6 protein-coding genes are annotated in these 13,397 nt (G+C 41.3%); all 6 read right to left on the minus strand.

Annotated features, from left to right (window positions below; translation table 11 throughout):
• Nucleotides 1-154: 154 nt before the first annotated feature.
• On the minus strand, nucleotides 155-3,754 hold the full coding sequence (locus HMPREF1535_RS03445; protein WP_046146386.1) for a glycosyl hydrolase: 3,600 nt from the start codon (nucleotides 3,752-3,754) through the stop codon (nucleotides 155-157).
• Nucleotides 3,755-3,879: 125 nt separating this feature from the next.
• Nucleotides 3,880-5,667 carry a RagB/SusD family nutrient uptake outer membrane protein gene (locus tag HMPREF1535_RS03450; protein WP_244275566.1) on the minus strand — a complete coding sequence of 596 codons (1,788 nt, stop codon included), beginning with the start codon at nucleotides 5,665-5,667 and terminating at the stop codon, nucleotides 3,880-3,882.
• A gap of 18 nt (nucleotides 5,668-5,685) precedes the next feature.
• A complete protein-coding gene (locus HMPREF1535_RS03455; RefSeq protein ID WP_244275567.1) occupies nucleotides 5,686-8,835 on the minus strand; it encodes a TonB-dependent receptor in 3,150 nt (1,049 codons plus the stop codon).
• Nucleotides 8,836-9,169: 334 nt separating this feature from the next.
• Nucleotides 9,170-10,180, minus strand: coding sequence for a FecR family protein (locus HMPREF1535_RS03460; RefSeq protein ID WP_046145312.1), 1,011 nt, complete (start codon nucleotides 10,178-10,180; stop codon nucleotides 9,170-9,172).
• A gap of 67 nt (nucleotides 10,181-10,247) precedes the next feature.
• On the minus strand, nucleotides 10,248-10,796 hold the full coding sequence (locus HMPREF1535_RS03465; protein WP_010802056.1) for an RNA polymerase sigma-70 factor: 549 nt from the start codon (nucleotides 10,794-10,796) through the stop codon (nucleotides 10,248-10,250).
• Between the two features lie 372 nt (nucleotides 10,797-11,168).
• Nucleotides 11,169-13,385: a glycoside hydrolase family 3 C-terminal domain-containing protein gene (locus tag HMPREF1535_RS03470; RefSeq protein WP_046145313.1), complete on the minus strand. Its 2,217-nt coding sequence runs from the start codon at nucleotides 13,383-13,385 to the stop codon at nucleotides 11,169-11,171.
• Nucleotides 13,386-13,397: the final 12 nt, after the last annotated feature.

Genomic DNA, 13,397 nt, shown 5'->3' on the forward strand with positions numbered 1-13,397 from the left:
GTAAATAAATTGTGCTCCGCTAAGGGATATACTGTTCAATTATGTGTCTTCATTTCAAACACAAATATAAAAGCAGCTATCACTATAAAAAATAGCAAATAGCTGCTTATTGTGTGGATTATTATTGCTTTTACAATAATAACAAGTTCTCTGATTATTCACATATACTCAACGAGACAGGGCCTAAAAGTCCGGCAACCCCATCTCCCCTATACGGAGTCGGAATCGTCTGATAATGATTCGACAATGTACTATAAACCAAGACTTCCAATTGGTTATCACCTTGTTTAACATACTTGCCTATCTCTACTTTGTATGGCGGTCTCATCAGTATGCCCACCTCTTTACCATTAACTTTTACCTCACAGGAAGCATTTACATTGCCCAGGTCCAGAATGACTTTACCGGATGCTTCGGCTTTTGGTATTGTTATCTGCTTTCTGTAATACATTCCACCTGAATAATATTTCAAGGCTCCGGTCTCCGACCAATTACCGGCATCCAAAAGCCCTTTCCCTGTTTTTATTTTAACGGGTTCACAAATCACACCAGTCCCCTGATAACCGGGTTTTCGTTTGATCGAAAAAGCGACCAGGCCAACTTTCTTCCGGGTTTCAGGAAAGATAATACGATACTTTCTCATCCCCGATGAATCTTCGGATAGAAATCGGATATTCCCTTTTTCTATTGCTTTCCCATTAAACCATACTTTCAAATCGCTTCCGGCTATCATCATGTCCATTTCCTGCATTCCCGGAACAGAATTAAAACGATAATTCCAAGTAAGATTCTCTCCTCCGTAAGGATCATACAACAAATGATCTCCTAAAGCCCAGCGTGTAGAAATTATTTTGTCGTATGAAGACGGCTTTGCCGGGGTAACGGATGATGCAGGGAAAAATACAACGGAACTTCTCTTTCTAAAATCCCGATACGTACCTTTCTGAAACTTGAATTTACCTTTCTCTGTATTTGCATATGCTACAGTACATGGATGCCATCCTTCTTCCAACCAGATATTTTCATTCGCAGGCTTCTGGTCGATCAAAAGAAAATCAGGTTGAACACCATCAATTTCGATCCTATATGAACCTGTTACAGGGACATAGACTTTACTTTTGTATATTTGATGCGCTCCCTGGTCCAAAATGAAAAAGCCATCGCTGACTTTACCTTTCAAACCATGCCATCCTTGTGATCCCGGATTGTCAAAAACACCATACTGCCATGAAAACTCCAACATCTCTCCTGACGATTCATTTCCTTGTAACACATTATCCAACGGGATATCCGTGGACGTACATTCTGTGACAAATTGAGGTCCAAACCCATACACACTTTCAGGCCATTCCGAATCATCGAAATCTGTCGACATCCAGTTTTGAGGAGAAAGAGCAGCCGGTCGATGTTTAAAAGAACGCGCCTCAGCACCGATAACATCCGAAGCCGGAAAACGATAATCTCCCCATTTATTATCTAATGTCGGCAATAATTCCGTCTCCCACAAACCTGTAATTAAGGATCGGTATATCAACTTCGATTCCTTTTTGCCTTCAGGCATTACAATAGGTGTTCCTTTTGAAAAGACAAACAAATACGAATTATCCGGCTCTTTATCCAATCGGAGCCATGTTCCTTCTTTTGTTTGGCGAACAACCGGATAATCGGAGATTGTTCCGTCAGAAGCATTCCAAAGTTCAACTTTACCCGTAGCTCTGAAAAAACATTCTGTACCTTCAGGCACGTCCATAACCATATAGACATCACGTTCTCCCACATATCTATGTAAAACCTTCCCTTCTCCGGTTCCTGATATAAAATCCGGAACAATCAAAGATTTTATCTGCTCCGACACCTTATCCTCCGACACATACAATCCTATTCCCCCCGAATCATGAACCTGTTTCTTTACTTTTTTCCCTTGAGAAACTTCCAGGGATGTCGCACCGAATACTTCCCGGATAATTGCATCCGCTTTCGAATCGTTTTCTCCCATACAGGTACTGGCCTTCGGTAACTCGCCTGTTGCTATTATTATCCCTCCCGAACGATAAAAGTCCCGTATTTTTAATAAAGAAGAATAATGCATCGCTTTCATATCTGCCAAAATCAATATACGATACTTTTCTCCCGAGATATTCAAACAGCCGTTCTCTACTTTTGATTTTTGCAAGGACCTGTAATCCATAAAATCATAATCCAAACCGGAATTACTAAGTTTCATCGCCTGTTCAAACGCAATCTTTGTGTTAGCATCCGGATAGGCCTGCATCGATTCCGTAGGATACATCAAGGCTATATCACAGACATGAGTACCTTGACTCATCAGAAAACTCAATCTCTCTGTATATTGAAGCCATTGTTTCATATGCGGCCAATAAGGCATTCTAAAATGAAAACAAGGCGGAGCCCATTCCCACCAACCACCATGTGTGGAATAATATAATCCATGCATACAGACTAAATTTCCACCTGCCATAAAATGATGGTCCATTTGTTTGGTCAGCCATGAGCCCGTACTTCCCCATCCCATACTATGAAAAGCCTCAAGCCATGTTCGCGGACGTTCATATAAATGAGCTATTGAACTGGATACTTTCGTTTGCAAAAAACTAGAGCCGGTCGATGGAGCATCATTCCCCGGAGCTGTGTACCAAGAATTAGCCCTGAAATAATCAATATATGCCAATGGTTCCATTCCACGTCCAAAATTATCGCTTCCATAAATCAAACCGCGTGAAGCATGCCAATTATAAATGGGCTGAAAAAAGCGTTCTTCCGCTAAATCCATTAATACATCACAATAATCCAAACGTATCTTTGGCGTTATATCTCCGATACTTTCTTTCAAAGCAGGAAGATAAAGTGTGATATCATACCCTTTCCTTTTTTCAAATTCTTCCTTAAAGTCCTCCGACCAGGACCCTATTTTAATAGGATAAGACAATTCATCCTGAAAAAAATAGTTCATGCCCCCCGAAGCTGCATCTCCCATATTCTTTTCAAAACGATCGAAATACACGTTCACATATTCTTTCCCGATATCCGGATGCAACAAATGACTTTTTTTCGTTGAAAGAATATATATTTTATAGTCTTTCCCTTCCGGAGCTCTCCACAAAAGTTTTCCGCCTGATATATATTCTGTCAGATCTATTTTCCCCGGCCAGGCAACAGCACCGACCAATCTTTCCGGAATGTCATGAATAAAAGTGGTCCCTCCCCGAACAGAATCAGACACAATCTCCAAGTCACCTTGATAATTCTGAAATTTTTCTTCTTTCAACAACTCATCCGTATAATATCCATTGCCAATCCATCCTATGGTATAATCATCCATACCTAAACCGATGTTTTTCCGGGAACATTCTTTGGCAAACCAATTCCAGAAATTCCACCAATCTCCGGAGAACACCTTAGGCTTTCCTGCTTCTGTTTTTCCGGAAAGCCCATATCCGTCTTTCATTTCCCCGACATCCACTTCTGGGTCCATGTGTATATAACTTACAGCAAAACCATCTGTCGCAGATGCAGATAAAATGTCAAGCTGTTCTTTCATTCTTTCCTTATTCAAACTATCACCATTCCACCAATAAAAAGGAACGTTTCCATATCCCTTCGGAGGGTTGGCAAATTCAGAAAAGATATCCGTATCTTTTTTCGGATATCCCTTATATTTTTGTGACTGAGCATAAGTTACCAGACAGGAAAAAAGGTAAAAAGTAACTATTTGAAGAACGACTATCTTCCTCATAAATAAATTATTATTTTGTATTTTATTCGTAATCATAAACATCTGGTCATATAAAGAGGCTTCCCTTTTGACCATGGGAAACCTCTTTACTAATTTATTCTTGTCTTTAAATGACGACAAGATTATTACCAACCGGGATTTTGTTCCAGAACTACATCTTTATTCGTATCAATAACCGTTTGAGGAATAGGCCAAAGATTAAAGGGTTTTGTCAATGTTAATCTCGGATAGTCCCAATATGAATATTTTTTTATACGATCGGCAGCAACTGTACCTCCCATGCGAAGCAGAGTATTCCAACGACTCTCTTCATACATCAACTCACGGGTTCTCTCGTCAAGGATCAAATCAAGACTAACATCATTAGCAGTCACCAGATAACTACATTTTGCCCGTGAACGTAACATGTTTATGTCAGATGCGGCACCAGACTTGTCTCCGACTCTCAATTTAGCCTCGGCACGCAATAAAATGGTTTCGGGTAAACGTATCAGATAATCATCACGGAAAATGCTGCGCAATACCCTACCATCAGCCGCCAATGTATAAAAATCAGGACCTATTTTACATGATATCGGATATATCAAGGTGTAAGCACCATCGTCATATTTACCATTTTGATCTTTTTTATAAAGAACATCCCATGGAATCTGTTTTCCATAGTATTCGGATGTTTTTATATTTCCCAAAAAGACACGGCGTAAAACAGCCTCCGAATTACGTATATCTTCACCCCATTTTCCTTCATAAACACCATCACGAGAATAAGGAGTAGGAGTTACCTGGCTACAACCAAAACCCCCGACGTCTTCCATCTGACCACCGATATGCGCTCCTCCCTGATCTCTGAAAACAGGTCCATAAATAGCAGGATAATCCAAACATGCCAAACTTCCGTCGGACTTATACACCTCATAATCTGATTGAGCACACCATATAGCTTCAGTGTTCCCATCCTGATAATCCTGATTTCCTACCTGGAAAAGATCCCAATAAACATTTCCTTCTATAGGATAACCTGCTGATGAATAAGTCCGGTCAGCAGTCTGTTCTACAGCCGAAGTTGCATAATAGAACTCCGGACCTTCATTTTTACGTGCACCGAAACGCTCTGTCATAAGACTGTAAGTACCGGAATCTATAACATCATTGGCATACGAAATAGCCTTATTATATGCACTGGCAGCATCACCGCCTTCCGCTTCCAGCAACACTCCCTTATCAATGTACAATTGGCAAAGATTATGCTGAACAGCCGCCCTTACCAAACGCCCGGCTTCCACTGTCGTAACAGGCAAATCGTTTATGATATCCTCCATTTCATCGATAGCATATTGATAGGTCTCCATACGTGTCGAACGTTTATAATCATATTTAGGAGTAGAAGTTATTTCTGTTACCAACGGAACTCCACCAAATAGTTCTCCTAAATTTCTGTAAGCAAAAGCTCTAAAGAATCGGGCCTGAGCAATGATATAAGCTTTGTCGGATTCCGAATTCCACATTATATGCTCTAAATTTGTGGCATAAATGGCGGTATTGGCAGCATTAATCAGATAATAAAATGCGGCATATGTATCTTTGAATACCCCATATTCTGAATTAATTATACTGTAATCATTAAACCGGTAAGAATAACGTATAGTCGGTACATCCAGCACATCTGTTCCGTTACCCATTCCATACGACCACAAATTCAATTCTCCAAAGTTATTGTAAGGACAATATATATTATGTACTTTGATATAGCAAGTAGTAAGTACTTGATCTACCTGTTCGGAGGTAGTAAATACATTATCGATTGTGTAAAATGTTTCAGGATCTTCTTCCAGAAATTTATTATCGTCACAACCCATGACAGTAAAGATTGCCATTAATAGCAATAACGTTTTATATATATATGTTCTTTCCATTGTTTTATAAAGTAAAATTTAGAAACTCAAATTCAAACCCAAAGAAACGTTCGTCATTATCGGATATGTCTGACTTAATGCAGTGCTACCTGTTTCCGGATCACCACCGTCCCAACCGGTAATCGTTGCCAGGTTTTTCCCTGTAATGAACATTTTAAAATTATTAATTCCCATATTCTTCACCCATGGTTGGTTGAATGTATATGAAAGTGTTACATCCTGCAAACGAACATAAGCCCGACTTTGTAATCCCAGGAAATAGCTATCTCCTGTAAAAGTTGCAGACGGATATTTGTTACTCGGATTCGCCTCTGTCCAATAAGGAATGTACAGACCGTTGGAAGCAAACCACTTTCTATCCCCGCCTGTTATATAAGCGTTCGTATTTCCGGCCTGATAATAACCGTTACCTCCGAATACACCGGCAATCATAACATATAATTCCCAGTTTTTATATTGCAAAGTGTTACTTAAGTTTAGTTTGAAATTAGGAGCTTTATTCCCTATGATAGAACGATCTTTTTCATTAATCACTCCATCGTTGTTTTTATCCACATACTTAGGAGTTCCGGCAGAAACACCATTGGCTTTCATATATTCAGTATCATCCGTCTGAACAATTCCATCCTGTTCATATCCGAAAATAGAATGTATCGACTCCCCTATAAACAGGCCATTTCCAATATCATCATCTTCCTTTCCATCACCATCAAGATCCTCACCATACAGATGAACCAACTTATTACGGTTCAACCAGAATGTCAGTCCCGTAGTCCAGTTAAATTCCTTATTCTGAATATTGACAGTCCGTACAGTAGCTTCCACACCTCTGTTTTTGACTTCTCCCATAGAAGAATACATACTTGCAAATCCCGTCATAACAGGAATCGACCGGGAGAAGATCTGGTCATATGTTTTAGAGAAATAAACATCTACATCGACGAATAAACGACTATTCAACCAGGTTGATTCAAATCCCATATTCCATGCTTCGGTTGTCTCCCATCCCAAGTCTGAATTACCGATAGTACTCTGGTTAATACCATATGACGGTTTTCCTGAATTACCAAAAGGATAATATATTCCCCCGGAATGGCCGGTTGCAACCTGTGACAATGTGGAATATTGTGTTAATCCTTGATTTCCGTTTTTACCCCATGAAAGTTTTATTTTCATATCATCCAGAAAAGCCACACCTTTTATAAACGGTTCATTGGTGATACGCCAGGCTGTTCCTATGGCCCAGAAATTACCCCATTTGTTATTTGCACCAAAAACAGACGAACCGTCTCTCCTATAAGAAGCTGTCATATAATAAGTGTCGTCAAACGAATAAGATGCTCGTCCAAAATATCCGATATTCGTTCTTTTCCAGTTATTCAAAGAAATTTTCTGCGTAGAAGCGTAATGAAGGCCGTTCAACCCTAAAGCCGTATTCCCGTTCGATGCAAAGTCACTACCCGACAAAGTCTGAGATTCATACTTCTGATAGTCACGAGTCGCTACAGCTGTCAGATCAATGCTATGTTTTCCAAATACCTGGTTATAATTTAAAATATTATCAATCACATAACTGGTTGTTCTTTCGTTTGCCATACTACCTCCGGCACTACTTAAATAACTATTTTGAGTTGCAACAGAGTAACGCGAATCATCATCATACGATCCGACCGGAACATTGTATGACTCATGCGTAAAGTCACCGGATTTCCTGTAATTAAGATTTCCTGCATAATTGAAACGGTAACTTAAACCGGAAATCCATGGGCATTTAACTACGGCATATGCATTCGCACGAAGATTATCACGAAAGTCTACATTTTCTTTCTTCGACTCATCATCGATCCCCCACAAAGGATTACCTCTACCACGTGTACCGTCAGGTATAGCTTCAAGCATCCCATTCGGTCTGTACATCATTGCATACGGAGATAATATTGTAGCAGACCAGATATTAGCGCCAAGGCCGGAATAATCTGTTCGGGTATATGCAGCATCAAGACCGATCTGCAGCCAACTTGTAATATCGGTATCTATCTTAGCTAATACTGAAACACGTTCATAATCATCTCCTTTTATCACACCACCACTCTCAGTATAAGAAGCAGACAAATAGTAATTCATTCTATCCCCTGCTCCGGATACGGCAGCCTGATAATCCTGGGTCCATCCTGTCCGTGAGATTTCATCCAGCCAATTGATTTCTTTCCCTGAATTCAAATTCAGTTCTTCCTGAGGAACCAAAAAACTATAATCAGAATATCCGTTTGCCGCAGAAGTTGCATCAAGCCACTGTTCGCCATTCATCAGTTCCGGTTTAAGATGCCACGACTGCATGCTTCCTTTTGCATTAAAATGGATGACCGGCTTGCCTTGCTTACCTTTTTTAGTTGTAATAATAATTACTCCGTTAGCAGAACGGGAACCATATGCAGCAGCTGAAGTAGCATCCTTCAGGACATCATAAGAAGCTATATCATTAGGGTTAATATCATTAACACTTCCCATAAATATAACTCCATCTACTACCACCAACGGATCGTTTGAACCAGATATGGAATTCTGTCCGCGAATCTGCATAGAAGGAGTTCCCCCCGCCGTATTTGTAGCACCAATATCAAGTCCGGTCACATTTCCTTTCAGGGATTCCAATGCATTTGTATTTGTCGCCAAAGAAATAGGAGAATTCTCCAGCTTGACGGAAGATACGGAACCTGTAAAATCTTTTCTTTTAGCTGTTCCGTAACCGATCACAACAATCTCATCCAAAGATTGTAAATCTTCTTTCAACAGAACATCCAAATGCTCTTTGTTTCCCAAACTGATCTCCTGGGTAATATATCCTATATAGGAAATTTGAATTACCACATTCTCCGGCACTTCCAGTATAAAATTTCCATCAATATCAGTGATGGTTCCAATTGTCGTACCTTTTACAGAGACATTCGCCCCGATAACAGATTCCCCATTCTGATCCTTGACTGTACCACTAATTTTTCGGGATTGACTACTTTGACTGTTACGCGATATTTTCAGAATAATCTGTTTCCCTACCACTTCATAGCTGATTTGTTTTCCCGCAAAGGCTTTTTTCAAAATAGCATCCAGACTTTCCTGGCGAGCCTCCACTGATACCTTTTGTGACTGATCTACTGTCTGATCCAGCATAAAGGAATAATCAGTTTTTGTTTCTATCTGTTTAATTAACTGCCGAAGCGATTCATTCTTTATTGATAAATCAATTTTTTCACTTTGGGCATAAGTAGAATTGAATATAAATAACGCAAGTAATAACGGAATTAACTTCCTTCTTAATTTAAACATTATGTAATAGCTTTAAGATTATAAAATATATTATATCTTTGCCTTTATATATCAATTAGTTATTCTGTCTAATTTTCGGCAGGATAAAAGTACAGGTATATATATTTCAAAAGGCATGGAGATTAGGGGTCTCTGTGCCTTTTACGCATAAGGCAAAACACGTCTGATAAAAGACTCTCTATTTATATCTGATCGTCACCTCCTTTCCGTTCAGTTTATACTCTATCGGAGATATCTTATTAATCATCTCTAATAATTCCGTCAATGATTCCGTCTTAATTGTAAACCAATAAGACTTAAGGGTATCCACATTAGATAAGGTAATATCCACTCCATACCAACGCTCCAATTTCTTCCATACTTCTTCCACTGGAGCACCATCAAACTTTAACAGGTTATGCCGCCAACTGGCTTCGATTTCCGCATCACAGGATTCAACCCGACAAGACAAGTTCTTCTTAGAAACTATAGCTTCCTGATTAGGAGATAAATAAGTCAACAAATTCTGGCCAGTAGCCGATAACAGACTTACTTTACCGCGAAGCAGGGCAACCATAATATTTTCTTCATCCGCATAGGTACTGACATTGAAGGCTGTGCCATGCACTTTGACATCTACTTCCCCGGCTTTCACAATAAATGGATATTGAGTATCTTTCTTTACATCAAAGAATGCCTCTCCTTCCAGATTGACGACACGGTCGTATGTACTATATTGATAATTATAAGATAAACGTGAACCGGAATTCAACCAGACAAGCGTCCCGTCAGGCAAGACAAGTTGTGTTTTTTGTCCGGGAGGAGCTATAATCACATTTTCAAACTGAGCAGCCTGCCAGGATTTTTCCGGGGTATTGATCAGAGAAGACAAAGCGAAACCCAGAACCAACGCCACGACAGCCGCTACGGAAGAGACGCGGATCAACAGGGAACGTGAATACAACGGAACCTGTTTCACTTTATACCGGATACGATCCTGTATCTTTCCCCAAACCATTTTCTTATCCGGTATCACATAAGCAGAAGTGTCCAAACGGACAGCTTCCCACTGTTTTCTTAACTTATCCAGTAAAAGGTGATGTCCTGGCTCTTCGTCAAGCCAGCGGATAACCTGTTCCTGCTCTTCGGTCGTACATTGCCGGGAGAGGTATTTCGCCAATAGTTCGTAAGGTATCTGTTTTTTATCCATGTTCTGCTATTTTATTCAGTAGACACATGGGCAGGGACAAAACCCCCAAAAGGATATGAATATTTTTTTATTCTTCTGTCAGTTTTAGTAAAAGGAAGAGAAGGGCAATGGTTTCATCAGAGTGTGCGGCCAGATACTCCCGGATCTTTTTAAGAGCGATCCCCATCTGATTTTCAACGGTCTTTACGGATATATCTTTTACTTGTGCTATTTCTTTATAGCTTAGTTGCTCTTCGCGGCTCAGGATGAATATTTCTCTGCATTTCTCCGGCAAAGACTCAACGGCGGCTTGCAATAGTTGATAGAATAATTCCCGGTCAACACAATCTATAGATTCGTTCTTCTCCAACTCGATGCGGGCCCATTTCTCTAACAAGACATTGTGGTTTTCTTCATCACGCAGGTAGTTCAACATACGATTACGGGCACTATTATAAAGAAAGGTCTTGATGTACTGAACGTCTTTTCCTTCGTAATCTTCCCAAAGGTTTACAAAGACATCCTGCACAACTTCTTCTATCACCTGATAATCACGGGTATAATAATTCAGGAAGCGGCATATAATTTCAAAATAATCATTATATGCATCTTTGAATGTGCTCTCGTTAATAATCATAGCAATATAGTTTTTTCTCTGTATATAATAGTAAAAAGCGGATGTTTCATCTCCTTATATCCCCGCGCAAAAATAAGTAAATAAATAATTATACAATCAATATCGGAGTAAAAATAACAAAGCTTGCAGTAATTGATCCCAACAGATATGAAAACGGATCAATCGCCTGCAAGCTCGTATACCGGAGTGTTCTATCTCCCTTCCGGTTATTAGTTATTACAAGGGAGGCAGTGCTGTTTGCCTGCTTTCCCTTGTTCTTTTCTTCAAATCCTTTTTGCGTATCACAGCTGTGATACAAAAGAAATCCATCTGTGAAACAAACGGAATCCAACTGTGATATGAAAGGAGCACAGTTGTGATATGCAATAGAAATTAATAAACTACATATTTCTCCCCTTCAATCTTCAGTTCCCCGAAGCTACCTTCCGATTTATAAGGCTGGCCGCCGCCGATATATAATTCGACTGTGCCTTCTTTCTCGACCTGGTTACCCTTTTCATCCACCAAAGACAGTTCTTCGGGAGAAAGGGTGAAGGTTACCTGCCGGCTTTCACCTTTATCCAGATGGATACGTTTGAAACCTTTCAGAGCACGTAAGGGGACACGGGTGTTGCCGTTCTGCGGATGGGATACGTACAACTGAACCACTTCGTCGCCAGCACGCTTTCCGGTGTTCGTTACGGTTGTGGTTACCTGAATACTTTCTCCGGTCTTGACGGTGGAGGCATTCTGCAAAGGAGCATACCCGAAGGTTGTATAACTCAGACCATAGCCGAACGGATATCTTACATCGCCTTTGAAATAACGATACGTACGGTTTGCCATCGAATAATCCTCGAAATCCGGAAGATCCTCGTCATTCATATAGGTAGTCAACGGCATACGGCCGGCCGGGTTATAGTCGCCAAAGAGAACATCGGTGATGGCATCGCCGGCAGCTTGTCCGCCATACCAGGCTTGCAGGATCGCATCGGTATTGCGACTCTCCCAGTCGAAACTCATAACCGAACCGGACATATTGACCAGAATCAACGGACGGCCTGTCTTCTTCAACTCTTTCATCAATTCTGTCTGCACGGCTGGTAACTTCATTGTGGTACGGTCACCGCTGGCAAACCCGCCGTAACCGGCAGCTCCGGCATCACCGGCTTCGCCTTCGTAATCGGCACTGATACCACCCACGAAGATGATAATGTCTGCTTTCTTAGCTTGAGCGGCTACTTGAGCAAAGGAAGGAGCACCCTCCAGTTTCTGAACAATACCGACACCTGTCAGCGTATCGATTTGAATCGTATTACCAAAACGTTTCTTCAAACTCTTATACGGAGTAATGATTTCGCTTGGAACACCGAAATAGTTAGCTAACAGCGTGCTGCCGTTATCCATATTCGGACCGATTAAAGCAATCCTTTTAATTTTAGACGCATTCAGAGGAAGTATATTCTTATTGTTCTTCAATAAGACCATCGACTCCTGCGCCATCTTGTAAGCATGTGCCTTATGCGCATCACATTCGATCACTTCACGCCCGATTGTAGCATACGGCACACGATCAGCCGGATCATACATCCCCAGTTTAAACTGTATTTTGAAGAGACGAGCCAAAGAGACATTGATTTCTTTCTCCGAGATAATACCTCGCTCTACTCCCTGTTGCAGCTTCTGATACAAGTTACCACACTCCAGGTCAGTACCAGCCAAAACAGCATCTGCCACCGCTTCCGTATCATTGCTATGCGTTTTGTGATACTTCGCAAAGTCACTTACCGCCCAGCAATCGGAAGTAACATAGCCATCGAACTTCCACTGGTTACGCAAGATATCCTGCAACAACTCATTATGTCCGCAACAAGGCTGTCCCTCCAGACGATTGTAGGCACACATCACGCCATGCACTTTTGCCTTCGTCACCAACTCACGGAAAGCCGGCAGATAGGTATCCCATAAATCGTACAAAGAGGTATGCGCATCAAAGGAATGGCGGTTGCCTTCCGGTCCGCTATGTACGGCATAATGCTTGGCGCAGGCTACCGCTTTCAGATAATGAGGATCACTACCTTCCAGCCCACGGACAATGGCCGATCCCATCTTTCCCGTCAGATAAGGATCTTCGCCGTAACACTCCTGTCCACGTCCCCAGCGGGGATCACGGAAGATATTGATATTCGGAGTCCAGTAAGTCAGTCCACGATAGATTTCGCCGGTCTTGCCTGCTTTCAGGTCTTCATTGAACAGGGCGCGTCCTTCCGAAGAGGTCATATCTCCCATCTTTTGAAGGGCTTCCGTGTCGAAGGTGGCAGCCATACCGATCGCCTGCGGGAAAACAGTCACCTTTTCCTTCGTACGGGCCACGCCATGCAACGCTTCGTTCCACCAGTTATAAGCAGGAATACCCAAACGGGGAACAGCCGGGGCGGCATGCTTCATCAACTGGACTTTTTCTTCCAGCGTCAGACGGGAAATGATATCCTGTACCCGGACATCCAACGGAAGGTCCGGATTACGAAACGGATAGTCGTACGTTTGTGCCGTCAGGCCGCCCCAAGAGAGAGCGGCCAGTAACACGATACTTTTCAGTTTGCTTTTCATGTAATTGCCTAT

Origin of the sequence: Parabacteroides goldsteinii DSM 19448 = WAL 12034 (genome assembly GCF_000969835.1) — a bacterium.
Classification (GTDB): domain Bacteria; phylum Bacteroidota; class Bacteroidia; order Bacteroidales; family Tannerellaceae; genus Parabacteroides; species Parabacteroides goldsteinii.